The 21,708-nt window shown below is 68.4% G+C and carries 27 protein-coding genes; 19 read left to right on the top strand and 8 right to left on the bottom strand.

The genetic code is table 11. The features are described from left to right. Positions 1–79: 79 nt before the first annotated feature. The 5 genes from TBIF_RS01380 to TBIF_RS01360 are packed head-to-tail and all read left to right on the top strand — an operon-like array spanning position 80 to position 3,428. Positions 80–427 carry a hypothetical protein gene (locus TBIF_RS01380; RefSeq protein ID WP_148302118.1) on the top strand — a complete coding sequence of 116 codons (348 nt, stop codon included), beginning with the start codon at positions 80–82 and terminating at the stop codon, positions 425–427. Beyond that, positions 427–1,668: a hypothetical protein gene (locus tag TBIF_RS22605; RefSeq protein ID WP_148302117.1), complete on the top strand. Its 1,242-nt coding sequence runs from the start codon at positions 427–429 to the stop codon at positions 1,666–1,668. The genes TBIF_RS01380 and TBIF_RS22605 overlap by 1 nt, the downstream gene beginning before the upstream one ends. Beyond that, positions 1,665–2,258: a hypothetical protein gene (locus TBIF_RS01370; protein ID WP_024793091.1), complete on the top strand. Its 594-nt coding sequence runs from the start codon at positions 1,665–1,667 to the stop codon at positions 2,256–2,258. The genes TBIF_RS22605 and TBIF_RS01370 overlap by 4 nt, the downstream gene beginning before the upstream one ends. Continuing rightward, positions 2,255–2,821, top strand: a complete 567-nt coding sequence (locus TBIF_RS01365; RefSeq protein WP_158506301.1) for a hypothetical protein — start codon at positions 2,255–2,257, stop codon at positions 2,819–2,821. The genes TBIF_RS01370 and TBIF_RS01365 overlap by 4 nt, the downstream gene beginning before the upstream one ends. A gap of 22 nt (positions 2,822–2,843) precedes the next feature. Then, complete coding sequence (locus TBIF_RS01360; RefSeq protein ID WP_024793089.1) at positions 2,844–3,428, top strand: hypothetical protein; 585 nt, start codon at positions 2,844–2,846, stop codon at positions 3,426–3,428. Positions 3,429–3,534: 106 nt separating this feature from the next. Here TBIF_RS01360 and TBIF_RS01355 read toward each other — a convergent pair whose 3' ends face one another. The 3 genes from TBIF_RS01355 to TBIF_RS01345 all read right to left on the bottom strand — a co-directional run bounded on the left by TBIF_RS01355 (position 3,535) and on the right by TBIF_RS01345 (position 6,631). Next, positions 3,535–4,041 (bottom strand): OsmC family protein, encoded by a 507-nt coding sequence (locus TBIF_RS01355; RefSeq protein WP_038169362.1) that lies wholly within the window; start codon positions 4,039–4,041, stop codon positions 3,535–3,537. A 302-nt stretch (positions 4,042–4,343) separates the two neighbouring features. Then, a complete protein-coding gene (locus tag TBIF_RS01350) occupies positions 4,344–5,063 on the bottom strand; it encodes a DUF305 domain-containing protein (protein WP_024793087.1) in 720 nt (239 codons plus the stop codon). After that, on the bottom strand, positions 5,060–6,631 hold the full coding sequence (locus tag TBIF_RS01345) for an LVIVD repeat-containing protein (protein WP_024793086.1): 1,572 nt from the start codon (positions 6,629–6,631) through the stop codon (positions 5,060–5,062). The genes TBIF_RS01350 and TBIF_RS01345 overlap by 4 nt, the downstream gene beginning before the upstream one ends. Positions 6,632–6,914: 283 nt before the next feature. On the opposite strand from TBIF_RS01345, the gene hisD reads away from it, so the two are divergent. Genes hisD through hisI form a run of 10 tightly spaced genes read left to right on the top strand, consistent with a single transcriptional unit; the run spans position 6,915 to position 13,917 of the window. After that, positions 6,915–8,273, top strand: coding sequence for a histidinol dehydrogenase (gene hisD, locus TBIF_RS01340; protein WP_024793085.1), 1,359 nt, complete (start codon positions 6,915–6,917; stop codon positions 8,271–8,273). Between the two features lie 16 nt (positions 8,274–8,289). Further along, entirely contained in the window at positions 8,290–9,441 is a 1,152-nt protein-coding gene (locus TBIF_RS01335; RefSeq protein ID WP_024793084.1) for a histidinol-phosphate transaminase, read from the top strand. Beyond that, positions 9,438–10,052, top strand: coding sequence for an imidazoleglycerol-phosphate dehydratase HisB (hisB, locus tag TBIF_RS01330; protein WP_024793083.1), 615 nt, complete (start codon positions 9,438–9,440; stop codon positions 10,050–10,052). The genes TBIF_RS01335 and hisB overlap by 4 nt, the downstream gene beginning before the upstream one ends. After that, entirely contained in the window at positions 10,052–10,204 is a 153-nt protein-coding gene (locus TBIF_RS25880) for a CG2302 family histidine operon protein (protein WP_024793082.1), read from the top strand. The genes hisB and TBIF_RS25880 overlap by 1 nt, the downstream gene beginning before the upstream one ends. A 26-nt stretch (positions 10,205–10,230) precedes the next feature. Then, a complete protein-coding gene (gene hisH, locus TBIF_RS01320) occupies positions 10,231–10,866 on the top strand; it encodes an imidazole glycerol phosphate synthase subunit HisH (RefSeq protein ID WP_024793081.1) in 636 nt (211 codons plus the stop codon). Continuing rightward, on the top strand, positions 10,863–11,108 hold the full coding sequence (locus tag TBIF_RS26070; RefSeq protein WP_024793080.1) for a hypothetical protein: 246 nt from the start codon (positions 10,863–10,865) through the stop codon (positions 11,106–11,108). Before hisH ends, TBIF_RS26070 begins: the two co-directional genes overlap by 4 nt. Before the next feature lie 22 nt (positions 11,109–11,130). Continuing rightward, positions 11,131–11,865, top strand: a complete 735-nt coding sequence (gene priA / locus TBIF_RS01310; RefSeq protein WP_024793079.1) for a bifunctional 1-(5-phosphoribosyl)-5-((5-phosphoribosylamino)methylideneamino)imidazole-4-carboxamide isomerase/phosphoribosylanthranilate isomerase PriA — start codon at positions 11,131–11,133, stop codon at positions 11,863–11,865. A 14-nt stretch (positions 11,866–11,879) separates the two neighbouring features. Next, complete coding sequence (locus TBIF_RS01305; protein WP_235174424.1) at positions 11,880–12,761, top strand: inositol monophosphatase family protein; 882 nt, start codon at positions 11,880–11,882, stop codon at positions 12,759–12,761. After that, complete coding sequence (gene hisF / locus TBIF_RS01300) at positions 12,758–13,531, top strand: imidazole glycerol phosphate synthase subunit HisF (protein ID WP_024793077.1); 774 nt, start codon at positions 12,758–12,760, stop codon at positions 13,529–13,531. Before TBIF_RS01305 ends, hisF begins: the two co-directional genes overlap by 4 nt. Beyond that, positions 13,528–13,917 (top strand): phosphoribosyl-AMP cyclohydrolase, encoded by a 390-nt coding sequence (gene hisI / locus TBIF_RS01295; protein WP_051461298.1) that lies wholly within the window; start codon positions 13,528–13,530, stop codon positions 13,915–13,917. Before hisF ends, hisI begins: the two co-directional genes overlap by 4 nt. Before the next feature lie 63 nt (positions 13,918–13,980). On the opposite strand, the gene TBIF_RS01290 is transcribed toward hisI, so the two are convergent. The 3 genes from TBIF_RS01290 to TBIF_RS01280 all read right to left on the bottom strand — a co-directional run bounded on the left by TBIF_RS01290 (position 13,981) and on the right by TBIF_RS01280 (position 17,230). Beyond that, positions 13,981–14,355 carry a VOC family protein gene (locus TBIF_RS01290; protein WP_024793075.1) on the bottom strand — a complete coding sequence of 125 codons (375 nt, stop codon included), beginning with the start codon at positions 14,353–14,355 and terminating at the stop codon, positions 13,981–13,983. 646 nt (positions 14,356–15,001) lie between these two features. After that, entirely contained in the window at positions 15,002–15,865 is an 864-nt protein-coding gene (locus TBIF_RS22595; RefSeq protein WP_024793074.1) for a hypothetical protein, read from the bottom strand. A 108-nt stretch (positions 15,866–15,973) separates the two neighbouring features. After that, positions 15,974–17,230 carry an amidohydrolase gene (locus TBIF_RS01280; RefSeq protein ID WP_024793073.1) on the bottom strand — a complete coding sequence of 419 codons (1,257 nt, stop codon included), beginning with the start codon at positions 17,228–17,230 and terminating at the stop codon, positions 15,974–15,976. Positions 17,231–17,331: 101 nt separating this feature from the next. Here TBIF_RS01280 and TBIF_RS01275 point away from each other — a divergent pair, with 101 nt between their 5' ends. After that, positions 17,332–17,511 (top strand): tautomerase family protein, encoded by a 180-nt coding sequence (locus tag TBIF_RS01275; protein ID WP_024793072.1) that lies wholly within the window; start codon positions 17,332–17,334, stop codon positions 17,509–17,511. Positions 17,512–17,529: 18 nt separating this feature from the next. Here the strand turns inward: TBIF_RS01275 and TBIF_RS01270 are convergent, their stop codons facing one another. Continuing rightward, positions 17,530–18,024 carry a hypothetical protein gene (locus tag TBIF_RS01270; protein WP_024793071.1) on the bottom strand — a complete coding sequence of 165 codons (495 nt, stop codon included), beginning with the start codon at positions 18,022–18,024 and terminating at the stop codon, positions 17,530–17,532. Then, positions 18,021–18,476, bottom strand: coding sequence for a peroxiredoxin (locus TBIF_RS01265; protein ID WP_024793070.1), 456 nt, complete (start codon positions 18,474–18,476; stop codon positions 18,021–18,023). The genes TBIF_RS01270 and TBIF_RS01265 overlap by 4 nt, the downstream gene beginning before the upstream one ends. Before the next feature lie 54 nt (positions 18,477–18,530). On the opposite strand from TBIF_RS01265, the gene TBIF_RS01260 reads away from it, so the two are divergent. From TBIF_RS01260 to trpC, 3 genes are all read left to right on the top strand, one after another. Beyond that, entirely contained in the window at positions 18,531–20,087 is a 1,557-nt protein-coding gene (locus TBIF_RS01260) for an anthranilate synthase component I (RefSeq protein WP_084611477.1), read from the top strand. Continuing rightward, a complete protein-coding gene (locus tag TBIF_RS01255; RefSeq protein ID WP_084611476.1) occupies positions 20,084–20,740 on the top strand; it encodes a TIGR02234 family membrane protein in 657 nt (218 codons plus the stop codon). Before TBIF_RS01260 ends, TBIF_RS01255 begins: the two co-directional genes overlap by 4 nt. 65 nt (positions 20,741–20,805) lie before the next feature. Further along, positions 20,806–21,615: an indole-3-glycerol phosphate synthase TrpC gene (gene trpC, locus TBIF_RS01250; RefSeq protein ID WP_024793067.1), complete on the top strand. Its 810-nt coding sequence runs from the start codon at positions 20,806–20,808 to the stop codon at positions 21,613–21,615. The last annotated feature ends 93 nt before the right edge of the window (positions 21,616–21,708 follow it).

Genomic DNA, 21,708 nt, shown 5'->3' with positions numbered 1-21,708 from the left:
TTCATAGTGGCTTGCGAGGGGCTGGATCTGCGGTGGGACGCGGACCGGCCGGGGGGAGATCAAGAGATTGTGGGGGGACATGGGTGGGTTTTTTCAGGCTGACCTGGCGGTTCTCGAGGGCGCGGTCACGCAGTTGCGCGCCTCCGAGGACGTGCTGAGACAGTCGCAGCGCGCGCTCACTGGCGATGCGGGCCGGCAGCTTGGGCCGGCCGTGCTCGGCAAGGCGGCCGACGAGTTCCAGAAGGCGTGGCAGTTCGGCACCGGCCGGATAGCGGAGAGCGCCGCGCTCACGGCTCAGGGCCTCGAGGGCTGTGTGCGGGTCTACCGCGAGATCGAGGACGAGCTCCGGGACGGGCTCAATGCGCTGGGGGAGTACGTGCCCGCTGACACTGCCGCGGATACCGGCCTTGGCGAGGGTGGTCGGTGATGGCGCCGAACCCGTATCCGAACCTCGGCTTCAATCCCGTCGAGGGGTTGCCCGCGGATGTCGAGGCGACCAGCGCGTCGATCGCGTCGGCGGCCACGGTGGTGGGCGAGGCGAACGCGCTGCTCGGCAGGCTCGGCGACGCACACGATGAGGCGTGGCGCGGGGAGGCCGGCGACGCCTTCCGTGCGCATCTGGACCAGACCCTCAGCACGGACCTGCGCATGGCCAGCAACTCGCTCGACGAGGCGCTGACCCTGTTCCGGGGCTGGCACGAGGCTCTCGTCGCGATGACCGAGGACGCCCGCCGGTTGGACGCGGAGGCCGGGGTGGCGCGCGAGGCGCTCGCCAGAGCTGAGGCCGAGCTGACCAGGGCGCAGGCGAATCCGGACCTCGCGCTCGCCGGAATGCTGTTCGATCCCGGCGAGGAGTTGCAGGCGGCGCAGCGGCGGCTCGACGCCGCGAAGGGTGCGGTCCGGCAGGTGCAGACGGCGGTGGACGAGTGCTCGGCCACGCTGGAGTCGGTGCTCCGCCAAGCACGTGAGCTGCAAGTGGTCTGCGAGGCGAAGGCCGCGAGGGTGGCGGAGGAGCTGACGGGGATCGCGTCGCGCTACGCCCCAAGCGAGCCGGACCAGGGCATCCTCGACCGGCTGGGTGACGCCGTCGACGCCATCAAGGACTGGTACGCGGAGAACAAGGACGAGATCTACCAGGTGCTGTCCACCGTCTCCGCGGCCAGCGGGGTGCTGGCCTTGATCACACCGCCGCCGATCGACGTCCTCGCTTTGGGGATCTCGGTGGTGACCGGCGCCGGGGTTCTTGCGATGGACTTGTCAGATCCGGAGGTGCAGGCGAGCCTGGGCAAGCTGATGCAGGGGGACTTGACCGGAGGGTTGCAGGCAGCGAAGACATTGGGGGTCGACGCGCTTGGCGTGTTGCCGGGAGTCGGACTGGCCAAGGGGCTCAGGATGGCCGATGAGGTGGCCGCGGGGGCCGCCGCAGCTGGGGAATCGATGGGGACGGCGGCTCGTCTGAGCGAGGTCAGCCGAGTGGTGAACACGCCCGGAGTGATTTCTGAGCGGGTGGCCGACGCGTCCCAGGTGCTGAAGACGCCGTTGCAGAACATGGGCGCGATCGGCAGGCACGCGGCGGATGTCGTCACACCAGAGGATGCGATGTACTTGAGCGACAGGGCGGCAGCACTCGTCTCTACGCACGTTGCGGCAGGGGAGTACGAAAGGTGAATGCCGCCGTTGACCTCGAGGTCGTGGTGCCGCCGGGCTACCATGCGCTTCCGCTCATTGATATCGAGGCGCAGCTGGATCGCGCTGTAGAGGTCCTCTCGCCCCTCACACCAGCGGAGGCCGTGAAAAATCTGGATGCCGTGGTGGGTGCGCTTCGGGCCTCGCTTCAGGAGATGCGGGGCGGGGGAGTCAGATACTGCGGCATCGGACGGCATTGGCTGTCGGATGCTGATGAGCAGGTGAGCTCCTGGCTCACCGTGAATGTCCAGGAATTCGGTCCAGCGCGGAATCCCCATCTAGCCCTGGACGAATTCCTCCGGCGGATTCCCAATGACTCCGGCCAGGTGTCGGATGGGGTGACCACTGAGGTGGTCGACGGGCGGCCGATCGCCTACTACGTCAACCTGGCCGACGGCGGCTCCTATTGCCAGCTCCGCGGGGTGGTCCCTTCGGCTGATGGCGCGACGTTCGCAGTGGTGGAGTTGTCCTCCTCCGCGGTGGAGCATGGGGCGAGATTCCGGGGCGTGGTGATGGGAGTGGCCCGATCACTCCGTTTTGTGGCGGCGCGGAGTGATGCGCTGTGCTGGTGAGGATGCTGTTTCGGGCCATGTTCAGGCTGCCGGCTGACCGGCGGGCCGTCGCATCGATCGTCGACGGCTACTCCTGGACCACGTACGGCTACAAGTTCGGCCGCTGGCGATGGTCCGGGAGCCTTTGGACGACGTTCTTCTCAAGTGGCGACGGGTGGAAACAGACCTTTAACTCCTTTCAGCTGATCGACCTGAAGACGGGACAGGCGTTGGGGGAGATGGTGGCGCGTAACCGCAGCCCGCTGGGATTGCACCGCATGAGCAAGTTCGCGGGAACCGTGGAATTTGCCGGTGATCCGGCGCTATTTGGGGCGTATCGGATAGTGGGTGATCGTCGCACCGTGTTCACCCACACGCCATGGGGCCCATTTCGGAAGGCCGTGAAAGCGGCCAGGGATACGCGCGTAGCGGGTGCGCAATTCACGGATGCCGTGGTGGCGCGTCGGGCTGGTTTCAGCGCGCGGCATGGGGTGGTTGTCGACCGCGAAGACCGTCAACTCGATCGAGAGTTGATCAACGGGGAGAGAATAGGGCGACCGTGGATAGCCGACTACCCCTACTAGACGAGCATGCCGAGGAGCGCGGATGAAAGGTCTCCGATTCGCGGGGACGGCGGAGGAGATCGCCTGCTGCAAGCGGATCCTCGCGCTGTACCCCTGGCAGCGTTACCAATACCGGTTGGGCACCTACACCCGAGTTCCACGCAAGTCCACGACGCTGTTTCGGCGGCAGCGAATGCGATGGACGGAGTACGGCCCCACTCCGATGCAGCTGTTGGAGCAGGGGCGGCCCCTAGTGGAGTTCGAGCCCCGCTGGCTCAAGCCCGTCATGGGGTCCGGCCCGATGCTCTTCGCCGGAGATATCCACATCGGTGGCGCATGTTGGGACCAGTGCTCGAACAAGATGCCCGTCGTCTTCTGCCACCCACAGTCGATGGATCGGGCTACCGCGCTCGCCGAGGCAGGAAGGATGACTCCGGGTGGTACTCACTCCGAGGTGGTGCGAGCGGCGATCGAACGCGAGAAAATTTCTGATCATCTCCTCTGGTACACGGAGGTCCGGAGGCAGAGACCGGCTCTCTCGGCAGAGCCGAGGGCTACCGACGCGATGATCCGGCGGAATCGACGCGGCATCGTGCTCAAGAGCGATCGGTGGATAGAGAGCGGTTAGTGGACTCGACAGGACGCGTCGGCCAAGCTACGAGCGTCCACGCAGGTTCCGAGGCCGGAGAATCTGCGTGGACGCGCGTAGCCGGCGAGCGATCGGGTCGGCGCGGTCAGGCGAGCACAGTCTTGACCGGCGTCGGGTTGCGCGTGAGATCCAGCACGGGGCAGTGGTTCTCGACCTTGGCGTGCAGCTCCTCATAGCGCTCGCGGGGCTCCGGGCCGGTCAGCGTCACCACGACGCGCACCTCCTGGAAGCCCGGGCGCACGGACTCGTCGAAGCCGAAGAAGCCGCGCACGTCGAGGTCGCCCTCGGCCTTCGCGGTCACATCGTCGAGCGCGATGCCGAGCTCGGCGGCCCACACGCGGTAGGTGACCACATGGCAGGACAGCAGCGAGGCCAGGTAGTACTCGACGGGGTTCGGGGCCTTGTTCTCGCCGCCCAGCGCCGGCGGCTCGTCCACCTCGAGGCTGTACTGGCCGGCCGTGATGGTGCTCGCGACGGCGTCGTGCGCGGTGGCCTCGGCGCGGAAGACGACCTGGGCGTTCTGGGGGTCCTTAGCGACGCCCGCGCGGTTGGCAGCGGTGACGGCGGCGAGGCCGGTGAGAGTGGCGGTCATGATGGGTCCTTTGCGGATTGCGGAGTTGGCCCTGGCCGGGATGCCAGCAGAGGGTGGGGCTGAGATAGGGAGCCGAGGACGACGTCGTCCCGGCCGGGAGCGGGCGAACGCGGAGCCAGCCCTTGGACACGGGCTGAATTGATGAGAGCGCTGCCCCTGGAGATGGAGCGGGGAATGGTCGCGTAGATCAGCGACAACAGTGGCGGCGACAACAGTCACGGCCGAACTGCCCGACGCCGCCACGACAACACCGCTGCTGCGGCTGGGCGGTCGAATACTCGGACATGGGAGTCAGCGTAGCGCTACGACGGATTCAGGGGCAGCGGCGGTACACCGCGTTGGTCGAGCAGCAGTGTCAGCACCCCGGTCTCCCGGCTCTGCTCTTGGATCATCTCCCGGGCCGCCTGCTTCACGGTTCCGGCCTCGAGGCGCTGGTCCGCGGCCTGCGCCATCTGCACCCCGGCCACATGGTGGCGGTGCATCAATTGGAGGAAGAGGACCTCGGAATCGGGTCCGCGGGCGGCGGCCAGCGCGTCGAGCTCCGCGGAGTTCGCCATGCCGGGCATCAGGCCAGGCGCCGCGGGATCGCCATGGCCATCCCCGCCATCCCCGCCGTGGCCGCCGTCGCGCATCCACGCCATCGGCGCCGGATTGGTGACGGTGGCGCCGCTGAGCCGGAGCCAGCCGAGCAGCATGCCGATCTCGATCCGCTGGCTGTCGCCGATCTGCCGGGCGAGTCCCGCCACCTCGGGGGAGGCCTGGGGATCGAGCAGTTGCACCATGGTCAGGGCCTGTTGGTGGTGGACGGCCATGTCCTGGGCGAAGGCGATCTCGGTCGGGCCGAGTCCTGTGGCCGCGCGCCCGGTGGCGTTATCCGACATGGGGTGGACTCTCGCCCCGGAGGCGGTGTCTCCGAAGATGACCGGCCGAAGCGCCGCGCCGACGACCAGCAGCACCAGCACTGCGGCGACGACGGCAGCGGTGCGAGCCCAGGGGGAGTTGAGGCCGGCCAACCGCGTCACGAGCCGACCGTGGACTGCTGATCGGCCGGCGGGGTGTACACGCTCGGGTCGAGCTCGATGGCCATGAAACCGTTGTCAGAGCAGGTGACCCACAGCTGGGAGCCCTTCCACGCCGGCGGCGAGAAGCACCAGTCGGTGGACAGGTCGCCGCCGACCACCATGCCGCTGCGCGCGGAGATCGCCTCCTCGCTGTCGAACTGTCCGTTGGCGATGGCGCTGGCGATAGCGGGCGCGCTGAGCAGCGGCACGCCGATCGCGGAGGCCCAGGCGTGCGGGGAGTTCATGCGGCCGAGGTTCTGGCCGGTCATCGCCGGCGGGTTGTAATAAGCGATCTCGCGGACATTGAACGGGTCCCGGACATCGAAGACGCGGATTCCTGAGGAGATCCATCCGCAGGCCAGCGCGGTCGGATCCCGGGGCCGGTCGGCGGTGCAGTAGTGGGACTCGTAGGCGAAGACGGAACCGCCCATGGACGAGGCGAGCCCGGCGTCCAGGTTCTCCGGCAGGTTGACCTCGAGCTTGATCGAGTTGACGATGCGCGGTGCGGTCTCATCCGCGATATCGATCAGCTTCACGCCGCCGGACCCGCCCTCGTCGACCGTGAACAGGTAGGGATGGCCGTCATACGTGACGGGGACGCTGTGCTGGGTGGCCGCGCCGTCGATCCAGGAGAGCTGAGCGAGCTGCGGCACCTGCGGATTGGGCTGGCGGCTCTGGACGGCGCTGGTGTCGAGGACCGTGATCCCGCCGAGAGTGTTGGACAGGTACATCCGGTTGCCGTCGGGGCTCATGCCGAACCCGTGGCTGGACAACCCGATCAACCCTTGCCAGAGCACGCGCGGATTCGCCGGATCCGCGAGGTCCACGGCGCTGACGATGCCGGGGGCCGTTCCAGAGGCCCAGTAGGTGTTGCCGTCGGGGGAGAAGCCGCCCTCGTGGGCGGTGATGGGCAGGAGCATCTGCAGATCGGTGCCTGTCCCGGAGTTGAGCAGTCGCGGGTGCGCGCAATCGGAGATGTCGTAGACCGATAGCAGACCGAAGCCGGTGAGCAGCGGGACTCCGGTGCCGACGAGCAGCTTCCGCTCCTCGTTCACTTTCAGGCTCTCCCAGGTGCCGGCCACCATGGCGGGCTCGGCGAGGGTCGTGGTGTGGACCGGGTTCGCGGGGTCGGACACGTCGAGGACCTGCACGCCGGGCGTCGGGCCCAGGAGGTTGCCGGGGAACAGTGTGCCCAGGTAGGCGCAGTTCGCAAAGCTGGCGGAGACGATGCCGGCGCCGAGGCCGGGGAACGCGCCAGCGAGGGTGGTGTTGCACCGGTAGCCCTCGGTGCTGCGTCCGCTGTCGCGGTCTGCGGCGGAGACATCGCCCTGCAATCCGGTCTCCGGTAGCGAGCCGGTGCCGCAGTCCGCCCGCCCGGCGGCATGGTCGGCGATGGCCGTCGACTCGTGGACCGGGCCGGGCGCAGCCGCGGGCGCGGCCCCGGCCAGGCCGGCGATGGGCACCGCGATCGTGGCCGCCGCCGCGACGGCGAAGATCCGACGCGCTCGGTTCGAAATACTGATATTCATCTGTGCCCCCGCATGGCCCCGCTTGAAAGTGAACGAACAATCTGCACTCTGTAGGAGTACGAAGGTGGTGTCAAGCATCACAATTTGCGAGCTGGGATGGGTCTACGCGAGGTGCTGGACGGGCGCTATCCTCCGGGCGTCTAGCCCCGGCCGCAGGCGGAATGTGGGGGAGGGGGCCGATCACGATTGTGGTCAACCTGGGCATATGCTGGATAATCGAGGTTGGGGCCGCCGTTTTTGGGCACGCCCCAGCTCAGAGACAGTTTCAGCCGAGAGGACTCCCATGTCTGCCCGCGTCCAGCTTGCCCGCATTGACCTGCGAGGCGCCGCGCCGAGCCGCGCCCAGCTGCGCGGAGCCTTGCCGCGTGGCGGAGTCGATGTGGACGCGGTCACCCATCAGGTCCAGCCGGTGGTCGACGCGATTCGCACCCGCGGGGTCGAGGCGGCGCTCGAGCTGAGCGAGAAGTTCGACGGCGTCCGGCCTGCCAGCATCCGCGTGCCACGCGCGGAGCTGACGAAGGCTCTCGCCGAGCTGGACCCCAAGGTTCGCGAGGCCCTCGAGACGGCGATCGAGCGCACCCGCATCGTGCATGCGGCGCAGCGGCGCACGGACTCCGTCACCGAGGTGGTTCCCGGCGGCGTCGTCACCGAGCGCTGGATTCCGGTGGACCGCGTCGGGCTGTATGTCCCCGGCGGCAACGCCGTCTACCCCTCGTCCGTGGTGATGAACGTGGTGCCCGCGCAGGCGGCCGGCGTCGGCTCGCTCGTGGTGTGCTCGCCCCCGCAGGCGGATTTCGGCGGCCTGCCCCACCCGACGATCCTCGCGGCCGCCGAATTGCTGGGCGTCGAGGAGGTGTGGGCCGTCGGCGGCGCGCAGGCCGTCGCGCTGCTGACCTATGGCGGCACGGACACCACGGATGTCGACGGCCGGGGTGTTGGACTCACGCCCGTCGACATGATCACCGGCCCCGGCAACATCTACGTCACCGCCGCGAAGCGCCTGTGCCGCGGCCTCGTCGGCATCGACGCCGAGGCCGGGCCCACCGAGATCGCGATCCTCGCGGACGATACCGCCGACCCCGTGCACCTGGCGGCGGACATGATTAGCCAGGCCGAGCATGACGTCATGGCGGCCAGTGTCCTCGTCACCGACAGCGCGGCCCTCGCGGACGCCGTAGACGAGGCCGTCAACGTGCAGCTCGCCGTGACCAAGCACCAGGAGCGCGTGCAGGAGGCGCTGTCCGGGCAGCAGTCGGGGATCGTCCTGGTCGACGATCTCGCGCAGGGCCTACAGGTCGTCAACGCCTACGGCGCCGAGCACCTCGAGATCCAGACGGCCGACGCGAACAACGTTGCCGCGCAGGTGACCTCGGCCGGCGCGATCTTCGTCGGCGCATGGGCCCCGGTGAGCCTGGGCGACTACTGCGCCGGCTCGAACCACGTGCTGCCCACCGCGGGGGCGTCGCGCTTCTCCTCCGGGCTGAGCGTGCAGACCTTCCTGCGCGGGGTCCATGTGGTCGACTACTCCGAGCAGGCGCTGCGCGAGGTGCACGGGCAGGTCATCGCCCTCGCCAACGCGGAGGATCTGCCCGCCCATGGGGAGGCCGTGCGCCTGCGCTTCGAGCCGCTGCTCCCCAACTAGGACTGAAGGACCCACAGTGACCGACAAAGCCCAGGGACCAGTTCCCGGCGCCGCCACCACGCTGGCGCAGCTGCCCATCCGCGAGAACCTGCGCGGCCAATCGGCCTATGGGGCACCGCAATTGCAGGTGCCCGTCCAGCTGAACACCAATGAGAACCCGCACCCGCCGACGCAGGCGCTCATCGACGACGTCGCCGAGTCCGTCCGCGCGGCGGCCCGCGAGCTGCACCGCTACCCGGACCGCGACGCCATCGCCCTGCGCACGGACCTCGCCGCGTACCTGACCGGGCAGACCGGTGTCGCCGTGACGACCGAGAACGTGTGGGCGGCCAACGGCTCCAACGAGATCCTGCAGCAGCTGCTGCAGGCGTTCGCCGGGCCGGGGCGCAGCGCGATGGGCTTCGTGCCCTCCTACTCGATGCACCCGATCATCACCGACGGCACCGACACGCGGTGGTTGCCGGTCCTCCGGGGCGCCGATTTCGCGCTGGATGCCGACGCCGCTGTGGCGGCCGTTCGGGAGCACCGCCCCGACGTGGTTTTCGTGACCAGCCCGAATAACCCCACCGGGCACAGCGTCCGAATCGCCGAGCTGCGCCGGATCCTCGACGCCGCCCCGGGCATCGTCATCGTCGACGAGGCGTACGCCGAGTTCTCCGAGGCGCCCAGCGCGGTCACGCTGATCGACGAGTACCCGGCCAAGATCGTCGTCACCCGCACCATGAGCAAGGCGTTCGCGTTCGCGGGCGGGCGGCTCGGCTACCTCGCCGCGGCCCCGGCGTTCATCGAGGCCTTGCTGCTGGTGCGTCTGCCGTACCACCTCTCCGTCATCACGCAGGCCGCCGCGTGCGCCGCACTGCGCCACGCGGACGAGACCCTCGCCAGCGTCCACGCACTCGCAGCCGAGCGGGTGCGAGTGTCGAAGGCCTTGGCCGACAGCGGCTTCCACGTGATCCCGTCGGATGCTAATTTCGTGCTGTTCGGCGGGTTCGTCGACGCGCCCCGCGCCTGGCAGGCTTACCTCGACCGCGGGGTGCTGATCCGGGACGTCGGGATCGACGGCCACCTGCGCGCCACCATCGGCCTCGCCGCCGAGAACGACGCGTTCATCGCGGCCAGCGACGAGATCGCCGCGACCGAGCTAGATCACACAGGAGAGCAGTCATGACCCAGCGCATCGCGCGGATCGAGCGCGTCACCAGCGAGTCGAGCATTGTCGTCGAGGTGAACCTCGACGGGACCGGCATCGTGGACATCGCCACGGGCGTGCCGTTCTTCGACCACATGCTGACCGCCTTCGGCGTGCACGGCAGCTTCGACCTGACCGTCCACGCCAAGGGCGATGTCGAGATCGACGCGCACCACACCGTCGAGGACACCGCCATTGTGCTGGGCCAGGCGTTCGGCCAGGCGCTGGGGGACAAGCGGGGCATCCGCCGCTTCGGCGACTCGTTCATCCCCATGGACGAGACCCTGGTGCACGCCGCCGTCGACGTCTCCGGGCGCCCGTACTGCGTGCACACCGGCGAGCCGGACCACATGCTGCACTCGGTGATCGGCGGCTACCCCGGCGTGCCGTACTACACCGTGATCAACAAGCACGTCTTCGAGACGCTGGCCTTCAACGCCCGCATCGCGCTGCACGTGCGCACCATCCACGGTCGAGACCCGCACCACATCACCGAGGCCGAGTACAAGGCCGTCGCCCGCGCGCTGCGCGAGGCCGTCGAGCCCGACCCCCGTGTCAGCGGCATCCCGTCAACGAAGGGCGCACTATAATGGACGAGTTCTGGATCTATGGGCTGTTCATCGTCGGCGGCTTCCTCCTCGGCGGCGCGTTCACCACATACAAGTCCAATAAGCTCGTCTCCGGCATCCTCGGCGCGCTCGGGCTGCTGGCCGCCGTCGGCGGCATCCTGCAACTGGTCTAGACAGCCACACACCTAGAAGGGCGAAGATGAGCCGAAAGACAGTCGCGATCCTGGACTATGGATCCGGCAACCTGCATTCGGCGCAGCGCGCAGTCGAGCGCGTCGGGGCTGCGGTCACCGTCACCGCCGACCCCGCGGTGGCACTGTCCGCGGACGGGCTGTTGGTCCCCGGCGTGGGCGCGTACGAGGCTTGCATGGCCGGCCTGCGCGGCATCCGCGGCGAGCGGATCATCGGCAAGCGGCTCGCGGGCGGGCGTCCGGTGTTCGGCATCTGCGTCGGCATGCAGGTCCTGTTCGACCGTGGCGTCGAGTTCGGTGTGGAGACCGAGGGCTGCGGCGAATGGCCCGGCACCGTCGAGCGTTTGCAGGCGAAGATCCTCCCGCACATGGGGTGGAACACCGTCGAGGCGCCGGCGGACACCAGACTGTTCGCCGGCCTGGACGCGGACACCCGCTTCTACTTCGTCCACTCCTACGCGGTGCAACGCTGGGAACTGGGGGAGTCCGATGTGCTCAAGGCCCCGGAGCTGACCTGGACCGACCATGGCGGACGGTTCATCTCCGCCATTGAGAATGGCCCCCTGACCGCGACGCAGTTCCACCCCGAGAAATCCGGCGACGCTGGCGCGCAGCTGCTGGAGAATTGGGTTTCGAGCCTGTGACTCGGCGGCCCGTCGACCGGGGATTCGTGGGGTACTTCGTGCGCCTGGCCCTCAGCGCGGCGGCCGCATTCGCGTCGATGCTGGCGCTGGCCGCGCTCGTGATAGTGCTGGTCAAGCCCGACGGCTGGGTGGCGCTGGGGATCGTGCTCGTGGGCGTCGCGCTAGCCATCGGCGCCATGGCCTTCGTGTCGAAGTGGCTGACCAAGCGCTACCTTTCCGACCCGCAGTCCGAGCGCGAGTAGCCAGCCACTAGTGTTGGCGCACGTGAGCCTTGTTTTGCTGCCAGCAGTAGATGTCGCCGACGGTCAAGCCGTCCGCCTTGTCCAGGGAGAGGCCGGTAGCGAGACCAGCTACGGCTCTCCTCGAGATGCCGCCCTCCAGTGGCAAACCGACGGTGCCGAGTGGGTGCATCTGGTCGACCTCGACGCCGCGTTCGGGCGTGGGGAGAACCGGGAGCTCCTCAAGCAGGTCGTCGGCGAGCTGGACGTGAAGGTCGAGCTGTCCGGCGGCATCCGCGATGAGGATTCCCTCGTCGCCGCGCTGGCCACCGGCTGCGCGCGAGTCAACCTCGGCACCGCCGCCATCGAGGACCCAGACTGGTGCGCCCGCGCCATCGCCAAGTATGGCGACCGTATCGCGGTGGGCCTGGACGTCAAGATGATCGACGGCGACTATCGCCTGCGCGGCCGCGGCTGGGTCAGCGACGGCGGTGACCTCTGGGAGGTGCTCGATCGCCTCGACCGCGAGGGCTGTTCTCGCTACGTCGTCACCGACGTCAAGCAGGACGGCACTCTGCAGGGCCCCAACCTCGGGTTGCTCGAGCAGGTCTGCGCCGTCACCAAGGCCCCCGTCATCGCCTCCGGCGGTGTGTCCACGCTGCAGGACCTCATCGACATCGCCAAGCTCACGCCTATCGGCGTCGAGGGCTCGATCGTCGGCAAGGCCCTGTACGCCGGACGCTTCACCCTGCCCGAGGCTCTCGCCGCGGTTTCCAACTAGTTCCGCACATCGTCGTGGCCCGAGACCAGCGCGCGCACATCCCCTCGGGCCTGCCGGAGGACCCGCAGCGGCTGCTGTCGATCGCGACCGGGCTGCTCGACGGTGTCAGCGCGTACTTCCGTGACAACGTCGGCGCGCCAGGCCACGTGATGAAGGGGCCGCAGGACTTCGCGACGGCGGTCGATCTGGAGATCGAGCGCCGTCTGGGCCGAGGCTTATTGGAGCGGACAGGGATACCGGTGCACGGCGAGGAGTTCGGTGGGCCGATGCTGGACTCGGGCACCGTCTGGGTGCTCGATCCGGTGGACGGCACCTTCAACTACTCCTCTGGCCTGCCCATCGCCGGGGTCCTGCTGTCCCTGATCCACGACGGCGTCCCCATCCTGGGGATGACCTGGCTGCCGCTGGTCGGCCAGCGGTTCGCCGCCGCGATCGACGGCCCGGTCTTCGCCAACGGCGAGCCGCTGCCGCCGCTGTCCCGCGCGCCCCTGTCCGACTCCGTGATCGGACTCGGCGCGCTCAACCTCGAGGGCCGCGGCCGTTATCCCGGCAGATATCGAATCGAGGCCCTGGGGCAGCTCAGCAGCCGGGTCAGCCGCCTGCGGATGCACGGCAGCACCGGGGCCGACCTGGCCTTCACGGCCGCCGGAATTCTCGGTGCGGCCGTCGGCTTCGGGGATCACCCCTGGGACAACGCGGCCGGGGTCGCGCTCGTGCGGGCTGCTGGCGGCGTCGTCTCCGACCTCGCTGGAAACGAGTGGGACATCCGCTCGCCGTCGGTGGTCGTCGGCGCTCCTGGCGTGCACGAGGAGATGCTTGAGGTGTTCCTCGACCTGGGCGATCCCGAGGACTACCTTCCGGAAATAGCAGAAGAACCTGAAACGGAGCTGACATGACGCTTGCGGTACGTGTGATTCCCTGCCTGGACGTGGACGATGGCCGAGTGGTCAAGGGCGTCAAGTTCGCGAACTTGCGGGACGCCGGCGATCCCGTCGAGCTAGCCGCCGCCTATAACAAGCAGGGCGCCGACGAGCTGACGTTCCTCGATGTCAGCGCGTCGAAGTCCGGGCGCGGCACCATGCTCGATGTCGTGCGCCGCACCGCGGAGCAGATCTTCATCCCGCTCACCGTCGGCGGCGGCGTCCGCTCCGTCGAGGATGTCGACCAGCTCCTGCGCGCCGGGGCTGACAAGGTCAGCGTCAACACCTCCGCTATTGCCCGGCCGGAGTTGCTCTCCGAGCTCAGCCAGCGCTTCGGCTCCCAGTGCATCGTCCTGTCCGTCGACGCGCGGACCGTCCCCGAGGGGACAGAGCCCACCCCGTCCGGCTGGGAGGTCACCACCCACGGGGGTACGAAGGGCACCGGCATCGACGCCGTCGAGTGGGCCATCCGCGGCGCTGAGCTCGGAGTGGGGGAGATCCTGCTCAACTCGATGGACGCCGACGGCACCAAAGAGGGCTTCGACCTGAAGATCATCGCGGCCGTGCGCGCCGCGGTGAACATCCCCATCATCGCCAGTGGCGGGGCCGGAAAGGCCGAGGACTTCGCCCCCGCGATCAAGGCCGGGGCCGACGCGGTCCTTGCCGCGAGCGTCTTCCACTTCGGCGAGCTCAGCATCGCGCAGGTCAAGGCCAGCATGGCCGCCGAGGGGATCACGGTCCGATGAGCGACTCCCGCACGGATTCCGCCTCAGCCTCGGCCCCCTTAGCCTTGGACCCCGCCATCGCGGCACGGCTCAAGCGAAACGAGGCGGGCCTGTTCAGCGCCGTCGCGCAGGAGCGGACCACAGGCGATGTGCTGATGGTCGCCTGGATGGACGACGCCGCGCTGGCCGAGACCCTCGTGACCCGCCGCGCCACGTACTTCTCACGCTCGCGTCAGGGGCGGTGGGTCAAGGGAGAGACGTCCGGGCACACGCAGTACGTGCACTCGGTCCGTCTGGACTGCGATGGCGACACGGTATTGCTGACCGTCGACCAGGAGGGCGCGGCCTGCCACACCGGCGCGCACACCTGCTTCGACGCGGACGTGCTGCTGCCACCAGTGGACTAGGCGCGTCCGTTTCTCGGCGGCCTGGGATCACAAGGCGGCCTGTGATCCCAGGCCACCCCGGGATCACAGATAGGGGCGGGTGATCAACTCGAGAAAGTGACCCGAGGGGTCGAGCAGATAGACGCCACGGCCGCCGTGCCCGCAGTTGATCTCGCCAGCCCGGGAACGTTGGGGATCGGCCCAATGCGCCTGGCTATTGTCGGTGATCTTGGCGTGGGCGCGGTCGAAGTGTGCGTCGTCGAGCAAGTAAGCGTAGTGCTGCGGTGAGAACTCCGTCGGTGGAGTGGCGAACTGCAGCAGGACGCCGTCTGCGATCTGGATGTTGACGAACGGACCCCACGATGGGGCCTCGTCGGCTTCGAGCAGGTCGCGATAGTAGACGGCCATCTCGGTCGGATCTGTTGAGGCGATGATGGTGTGGTTGAAACGCGCTGTCATTAGTCTCCCTGGTCTGTGCGGGTGAGGTTGATTTCGCTCAGACGCGAGGAGGAGCGCGGATCAGACCACGACCAGATAGCCGTTCCGGGAGCGGCCGACTGGGGCCTGACTGGTCATCACGATGTCAATGTTAGCTCCTCCTGGAGAGTGATTGGCATCCAACTGGCCGACTAGAGTCGGTGGGCCAGTCAGCGGGTGGCTCGGTGCACGCGGTGAGACTGGGCGGGCGGGGCAGGGTTGCTTGTCAGCGCCCTACGTTGCGCGGGCAGATATCGAGTCGACTCGTCGTGGGTTCCTGCGAATTCGACGGCGGATCGCCCGTTCGTGGTGGTGGATTGCACGCTGTCGTGTGTTGGGTGCGCATGACCTGGGGAAACGCATGTGCTGAGGGGTCCTCGGCGACGACGAAAATCGACCACCGGGGGAATATGAGCGGCGACGCGCCGTATCTCGACTGTATTCGCCCGGTCGTCAGAATCTCCGTGCTTGCGGAATGAACGCGACCTGGGCATACGCAAAATTGGGCCTGCGTACCCTCGGCGGGCGGGCACCGCGGCGCTGGCAGCGACCGGAATTGGGCAGAAACGGGCGATTATCGCCCGCGCAACGTAGGGAAAATACAGTGCAATACCGCTGCTCCGTGGTCTCACCCCAACTGGCTTTGGCGGAGTAGCAAGGCGCTCTCGATCCGGTGGTTGAGGAGGAAGAATGGGTTCGGGCGGTGGTCGACTGGCTGCCCCGCACTCACAGCGAAGACCCGCCATCCCCTCTCGACCAGGGTGTTCAGGTTGTCGAACTCCCGCTGGGAGCTGTCGTCGAAGCACTGGACTGCCACCTGCTCCCTTCGCCAGCCGATGTGGGCGACCCCCACGCGGTAGCCGCGCTCGTTGCGGACCTCCAGCATGGTTTCGGCCGGGGGCAATCGTCCGTTCATCATCTGGGCGCGGGTGCGGCTCTGGAACGGTGTCGTGACTCCCTGGCGGGAGAAGAACACCACGTTGCGCAGGTTGTTGATCCCGCGCGCGCGGGGATATCGGTTGACGAGTCGCCAGACGTCATCGGCAGAGAGGCCGGTGCGGTGGTAGAGCTGCTCGATGTGGGCCAACGCGTCGGCGAAGGGAAGGTGTCTGCCCAGGTCGTAGGCCGTCCGGGCCGGGGTGGTCAGCTGGAGCGAGAGCCAGCGGGTGCGCTCGTCGTCCGCGAGCGTGGCGCGGTAAACCTCGACCCCCTCCGGCGGACGCAGATGCTCAGGGGTGGCGATGGCGGCGGGCGCATCGGCCGCGATGCCCTGCACGCCCCACACCGCGGCGGCGGATCGGCCGGCGAGGACGGCGCGACCCCTGGCCCACACACAGGCGGCCTGGGCCCGGTGCACGGGGTCCAACGGCAGTGAGCAGGACGAATAGACGTTGGGCAGGACCTGCTGATAGTCGGCCCGTAGTTGTCGACGGGTCACCAGCCCGCGGGCGATCGCATCGGTGCCCAGGAATGGCGGGTTGTTCTCATCCATGAGGCGAGGATGTCATCCCGCCGCCTCGTTCTCGGGCCAGAAATGGGCCTGGGGGCCTGGGCTGTGGATTGCGGACCAGATGTGGATAACCCACCTGCGTCGGGGCTGTCAGGCGAGCCAGGCGAGGGCGGCCACGACGAGTGCCTCGGTGCCGGCGTCGAGCGTCGGCTGCAACACCGGGGCGAAATTGGGGGAGTGGTTCACCGGGATGTCCTGGTCGACCCGGCCACGCGCGACAGCATCCTGATAAGTCGCGGGATCGACACCGCCCAGACCCCAGTAGGTGTACGGCACACCGAGCGCCGCGGGAATATCGCTGAAGTCCTCGCTGGCGGATTGTTGTGGCAGTTCCTGGCAGCGGTCGCCGAAATGCGTGGTGAAGGCCTCGTGGACGCGGGTGGTGGTGGCGTCGTCGTTGTCGGTAAGCGGGAATCGGTCGAAGAACTCGAATTCGGGATCGCGTGGCGAGCCGGAGGCCTGGCATTCAGCCGCCACTATCCGACGGATCGCGCTGATCATGGTGGCACGGGTTTGCTCGCTGTAGGTGCGCAGGTTCATTTGCAGCACAGCGCGGTCGGGGATCACATTGCTCTTCGACCCGGCGGCGATACTGCCGACGGTGAGGACCGCGGACTCGCCGGGCGCCACCTCCCGGGAGACGATGGCCTGCAGCCGGATGACAATCATCGCGGCGAGCACCACGGGGTCCACACTCGCCTGCGGCATCGACCCGTGCGCGCCGCGGCCGTACACGATCACCCGCACACTGTCGGCAGCGGACAGCACCGGTCCGGACCGGGTGCCGATGTGGCCCGCCGGCATCGCCAGCACATGCTGGGCCAGCGCGACGTCGACCGGCGGGAGCAGATCTTGGAGACCGTCGTCAACCATGGATCGTGCCCCGTCGGCGGTCTCCTCAGCAGGCTGGAATAGAGCGACCAACGTGCCTTGCCAGTGCCCGGCCCCGGCAGCGAGCAGGTCAGCCGCGCCGAGCAGTGCCGCGACGTGCACATCGTGGCCGCACGCGTGCATCACGGGAACCTCGGCGCCGTCGGCGTCGATCGCCTGGACCGCACTCGAATAGGAGAGCCCGGTTGATTCCCGCACGGGCAGCGCATCCATGTCCGCGCGTAGCAACACTGTGGGGCCGGAGCCGTTGCGCAGCACCCCGACCACGCCGGTTCCCCCGATGCCATCGTGCACCTCGAATCCGGAATGGCGCAGCCTCTCGGCGACCTTGCGGGAGGTCTCAGCCTCTTGGTGCGAGAGCTCGGGGTGCTCGTGAAGATCGCAGTACAGGGCTTCTTGCCAGCCGCGGATGGCAGGAAGCCCTTCGAGGACTGCGACTGTCTGCAAGGCGGCCATGACACTCCATCCGAGCGGAGGGGAAACCCCAGTGGGGGCTTCGGTTGCCATCCTGCCACTCCCGCCGGCACACGGCGGAGGGCTTCGCGCACAATCAGCAGATGCCACTAATCCAGATTAGCCAGACCCCGGGAATCACAGACGAGCAGAAGGCGGCGACCATCGCGGCCGTCACCAAGGCCTACGCGGAGGCTACGGGCAAGGCGGCGTCCTCGGTGTGGGTGACGATCACCGAGGTGCCCCGCGAGTCCTGGGGCGTCGGCGGCGTCCCGCTGGCCTAGAGCGCCAACCGCCTACCGCTAAACGAACAGGGGGAGCTCCATCTGGTTTGGGTGGTCCCGGCGCGAGAGCTTCGCGAGTACCGGCACCGGACGAGGCGGCTCCGGCAGATATGGCGCGTAGAGGCGCCCGCTGGCGATCAAGCTGTTCGAGGTGACCAGCACCTTGGTGTCGGGGTATGCCTCGCCGACGATGAGATGGACGTCCTCGTCCTCCCAGCTGTCCTGAATGCCGCGCATCGCGGCGATGGTGGCCTCCCAGTCGGGGCCGAAGACCTCGAAGTCGACGAGGACACAATGCTCGTGGGCGAACCGGCTGATGCGGACGATGCCTTCCGGCTCGAGGTAAAGAGTGGTGACCACGATGGACTCTTCTTCGGACTCGCTCGCGGCGACCTGCTGGGCCTCGGCTGCGGTGATGACGCTCTTGGTCAACGACCAGACCTGCAGCTCCAAGCCGTCGATGGTCAGGTCGCTGCCCGCCTTGGTGGACAGGTACAGCTGAAGATCGCTCAACGCCGGCTCAGTGCCTTCAGCGCCCGATCGGCGTGCTCGTGGGCGCGCAGCTCGCTGCTGATCACGTCCATGACCACGCGGTCCGTGTCGATGACGAATGTGGTGCGCTTGACGGGCGCGATCTTGCCGAGCAGTCCACGCTTGACGCCAAACTGCGCAGCCACGGCGCCGTCCGCGTCGGAGAGCAGGGGATAGTCGAAGGACCGCTTAGCGGCGAAGCGGGCCTGGGCCGCGACGGAGTCCATGCTGATGCCGACGCGCTGGGCGCCGGCCGCCGCGAAATCGGCCGCGAGATCGCGGAAATGGCAGGCCTCGGCGGTGCAAACGGGGGTGTCCGCGCCCGGATAGAAGAACAGCACCACCGGTCCGTCGGCCAGCATCCTGCTGAGGCGTCGGGCTTGGCCATCTTGGTCCGGCAACTCGAAATCGGGCGCCAGGTCACCGGTTCTCATACCCCGACGCTACCTGCCCGGGGCAAGAAGATAACCGCCTGGGAAGATGGGGCCATGCAAGACCAGACCACTTCTCGAGAGCTTTTCCGCGCGCTCGCCCTGGAGCACCGCGTCGTCCCGGTCACCCGCAAGGTGCTGGCGGACGCGGAGACGCCGTTATCGGCGTACCAGAAGCTGGCCCAGGACCGCCCCGGCACCTTCCTGCTGGAGTCTGCGGAGAACGGGCGATCGTGGTCGCGATGGTCGTTCATCGGCGCGGGCAGCCCGGCGGCGTTGACGGTGGTGGACGGCGAGGCCGCCTGGTTGGGCAATGTGCCCGCGGGCGCGCCTGCGGGCGGGGACCCCATCGCGGCGCTGCGCGAGACTCTGCGGTTGCTGGAGAGCGAGCACATCGACGGGATGCCCCCGCTGACCGGCGGACTCGTCGGCTATCTGGGCTACGACCTGGTGCGCAGGCTCGAGCAGCTGCCGAACGACACGGTCGACGACCTCGAGTTGCCGGAGATGGTGATGCTGCTCGCGACGGACCTGGCGGCGGTGGACCACCACGAGGGCTCGATCACGCTGATCGCGAACGCCGTCAACTGGGACGGCACCGATGAGCGGGTCGACGAGGCCTACGACGACGCCCTGAAAAGGCTCGACGCCATGACACAGGCCTTGGCCGCCCCGGCGCCGTCCACGGTGTCGTCGTACTCCAAGCCGGAGCCGGTGTACCGCCGCCAACGCACGGCTGCGGAGTTCTTCGCGGGCGTGCGCAAGTTGATCACGGACATTGAGGACGGCGAGGCGTTCCAGGTGGTGCTCTCGCAGCGCTTCGAGATGGATACGACTGCCGCGCCGCTGGACGTCTACCGGATGCTGCGCGCGTCGAACCCCAGCCCGTACATGTACCTGGTCAATGTGCCGGGACCGGCGGGGGAGGCCGCGTTCTCGATCGTCGGCTCGAGCCCCGAGGCGCTGGTGACGGTCGCTGACGGTGTCGCCACGACGCACCCGATCGCGGGCACGCGCTGGCGCGGGGCCACGGAGGAGGAGGACATCCTCCTGGCGAAGGACCTCACCAACGACGAGAAGGAGAACGCCGAGCACCTGATGCTGGTGGACCTGGGCCGCAACGACCTCGGCAAGGTGTGCACGCCCGGCACGGTCAAGGTCGGCGACTACCGGCATGTGGAGCGCTACAGCCACGTGATGCACCTCGTCTCGACGGTGTCCGGCCAGCTGGCGGAGGGGCGGACGGCGCTCGACGCGGTCACAGCCTGCTTCCCGGCCGGCACGCTCTCCGGGGCGCCGAAGCCGCGGGCATTGGCGTTGATCGAGGAGTTGGAGACGACCCGCCGCGGGATCTACGGCGGCATCGTGGGCTACTTGGACTTCGCGGGCGACGCGGACACGGCGATCGCGATCCGCACGGCGCTGATGAAGGACGGCACGGCGTATGTGCAGGCTGGCGCGGGCGTGGTCGCAGACTCCGACCCGGAGTACGAGGAGCTGGAGACCCGCAATAAGGCGGCGGCCGTGCTGCGGGCGATCGCGGCGGCGGAGACGCTGGTGCCGGTGCGGCTCGAGTCCGAGTCTGCGCAGCCCGGTCCGGAGCCGACGGCATGAAGTCCCGCCGGGGTTTGATGGTCAGCACGATGCTGCTGGTGGCGGCGGCTGCGCTGCTGTGGGCGTCGAGCCGCTTGACGTGGGTCGAGTACACCTCGGTGGACGGGCTTCGTCCGCCGGTGGAGGCTGCACTGAACGGGGCTGACTGGTCGCCGGCGTCGACGCCGCTCGCGCTGCTGCTTATCGCGGGGATCGCGGCGATGTTCGCGGTGCGCGGCTGGTGGGTGCGCGTGGTGGGCGTGCTGCTGGCGCTGGCGGGGATCGGGGTGGCGGCGCAGGGCGTGGCGGGGCTCTTCGGGGACCCGGATCCCGCGCAGATCCACAGTATCGCGGAGCTCTCGGCCGGCACGGAGGTCACGGGGGCGGTGCTCTTGTCGATGCCCGTGCTGGTGACCATCGTGGCGGGCCTGCTCGCGATCATCGCGTCGGTCCCGCTGATCACCGGCGGATCCGGCCGGCAGGGCCTGTCCTCGTCGTATGAGACCCCGGCTGCCCGCAAGGAGGCGGCCGCGGAATCGGTTGCGAACAGCGATGGCGAGGGGCTTGAGCAGCGCCAGATTTGGGACGCGCTGGACGCCGGCGCAGATCCTACCGAGGACGACGAGGTTTCGTGGGCTCACCCCGAAACTCGCGGTGACGAATCCGATAGCTAGTCTGAGCCCAATATGCGGTGGCCAACGCCACCGCGAGTGTGATGCAAGGAAGGGAAGCGACCACGATGAGTGTCCTCGATTCGATCATCGACGGGGTTCGCCTCGATGTTGCGGCTCGCGAAGCCGTCCTGGATCTGGCAGCGGTCAAGGCCGCGGCCGAGCTGGTCGCTGACCCGCTCGACGCGAAGTCCCTGCTGCTGGGCGACGGCATCGCGGTGATCGCCGAGGTCAAGCGTGCGAGCCCGTCGCGCGGGCCGCTCGCCGAGATCGCGGATCCGGCCGTTCTCGCCGCCGCCTACCAGGCGGGCGGCGCGCACATGATCAGCGTGCTCACCGAGGAGCGGCGTTTCCACGGCTCCCTTGCGGACCTGGACGCCGTGCGCAAGGCCGTGACAATCCCGGTGCTGCGCAAGGACTTCATCGTGGGGCCGTACCAGATCCACGAGGCGCGGGCGCATGGCGCGGACGTCATCCTGCTGATCGTCGCGGCACTGGAGCAGAACACCCTCGAGTCGCTGCTGGACCGCACCGAGTCGCTCGGCATGACTGCGCTCGTCGAGGTCCACACCGAGGAAGAGGCGGACCGCGCGCTGCAGGCCGGCGCCACCGTGATCGGCGTCAACGCGCGCGATCTGAAGACCCTCGAGGTCGACCGCGGCAACTTCGCCCGCATCGCGCCCGGCCTGCCCAGCAATGTCGTGAAGATCGCGGAGTCCGGCGTGCGCGGCCCGGCTGACCTGATGGCCTATGCCGGTGCGGGGGCCGACGCGGTCCTGGTCGGTGAGGGCCTGGTCACCGCGGGCGATCCGCGCATCATGGTCTCGGACCTGGTGGCGGCCGGCGTGCACCCGTCCTGCCCCAAGCCCGGCCGCTAAGCAATACGCGGGGTCGGTCCTATTTTCCGGTTGACCCCGTTCTGCGACGATGGTCGGCTCTAGGGCAGACTGGCCGGGTGACTTCTAGTAACG

The sequence above is a fragment of the Tomitella biformata AHU 1821 genome (assembly GCF_000524475.1).
Classification (GTDB): domain Bacteria; phylum Actinomycetota; class Actinomycetes; order Mycobacteriales; family Mycobacteriaceae; genus Tomitella; species Tomitella biformata.
The sequence above is the reverse complement of the archived record's forward strand: the minus strand, read 5'-3'. Positions and strand labels throughout refer to the sequence as shown.

Excerpts from the sequence above, each read along its gene's own strand:
- TBIF_RS01255 (WP_084611476.1), top strand. The coding sequence starts at position 20,084 with ATGAAGTCCCGCCGGGGTTTGATGGTCAGCACGATGCTGCTGGTGGCG.
- hisB (WP_024793083.1), top strand. The coding sequence starts at position 9,438 with ATGACCCAGCGCATCGCGCGGATCGAGCGCGTCACCAGCGAGTCGAGC.
- TBIF_RS01265 (WP_024793070.1), bottom strand. The coding sequence starts at position 18,476 with ATGAGAACCGGTGACCTGGCGCCCGATTTCGAGTTGCCGGACCAAGAT.
- TBIF_RS01275 (WP_024793072.1), top strand. The coding sequence starts at position 17,332 with ATGCCACTAATCCAGATTAGCCAGACCCCGGGAATCACAGACGAGCAG.
- TBIF_RS25880 (WP_024793082.1), top strand. The coding sequence starts at position 10,052 with ATGGACGAGTTCTGGATCTATGGGCTGTTCATCGTCGGCGGCTTCCTC.
- trpC (WP_024793067.1), top strand. The coding sequence starts at position 20,806 with ATGAGTGTCCTCGATTCGATCATCGACGGGGTTCGCCTCGATGTTGCG.
- hisF (WP_024793077.1), top strand. The coding sequence starts at position 12,758 with ATGACGCTTGCGGTACGTGTGATTCCCTGCCTGGACGTGGACGATGGC.
- TBIF_RS01380 (WP_148302118.1), top strand. The coding sequence starts at position 80 with ATGGGTGGGTTTTTTCAGGCTGACCTGGCGGTTCTCGAGGGCGCGGTC.
- TBIF_RS01260 (WP_084611477.1), top strand. The coding sequence starts at position 18,531 with ATGCAAGACCAGACCACTTCTCGAGAGCTTTTCCGCGCGCTCGCCCTG.
- hisH (WP_024793081.1), top strand. The coding sequence starts at position 10,231 with ATGAGCCGAAAGACAGTCGCGATCCTGGACTATGGATCCGGCAACCTG.
- TBIF_RS01290 (WP_024793075.1), bottom strand. The coding sequence starts at position 14,355 with ATGACAGCGCGTTTCAACCACACCATCATCGCCTCAACAGATCCGACC.
- hisI (WP_051461298.1), top strand. The coding sequence starts at position 13,528 with ATGAGCGACTCCCGCACGGATTCCGCCTCAGCCTCGGCCCCCTTAGCC.
- TBIF_RS01280 (WP_024793073.1), bottom strand. The coding sequence starts at position 17,230 with ATGGCCGCCTTGCAGACAGTCGCAGTCCTCGAAGGGCTTCCTGCCATC.
- TBIF_RS01360 (WP_024793089.1), top strand. The coding sequence starts at position 2,844 with ATGAAAGGTCTCCGATTCGCGGGGACGGCGGAGGAGATCGCCTGCTGC.
- TBIF_RS01345 (WP_024793086.1), bottom strand. The coding sequence starts at position 6,631 with ATGAATATCAGTATTTCGAACCGAGCGCGTCGGATCTTCGCCGTCGCG.
- hisD (WP_024793085.1), top strand. The coding sequence starts at position 6,915 with ATGTCTGCCCGCGTCCAGCTTGCCCGCATTGACCTGCGAGGCGCCGCG.
- TBIF_RS01355 (WP_038169362.1), bottom strand. The coding sequence starts at position 4,041 with ATGACCGCCACTCTCACCGGCCTCGCCGCCGTCACCGCTGCCAACCGC.
- TBIF_RS22605 (WP_148302117.1), top strand. The coding sequence starts at position 427 with ATGGCGCCGAACCCGTATCCGAACCTCGGCTTCAATCCCGTCGAGGGG.
- TBIF_RS22595 (WP_024793074.1), bottom strand. The coding sequence starts at position 15,865 with ATGGATGAGAACAACCCGCCATTCCTGGGCACCGATGCGATCGCCCGC.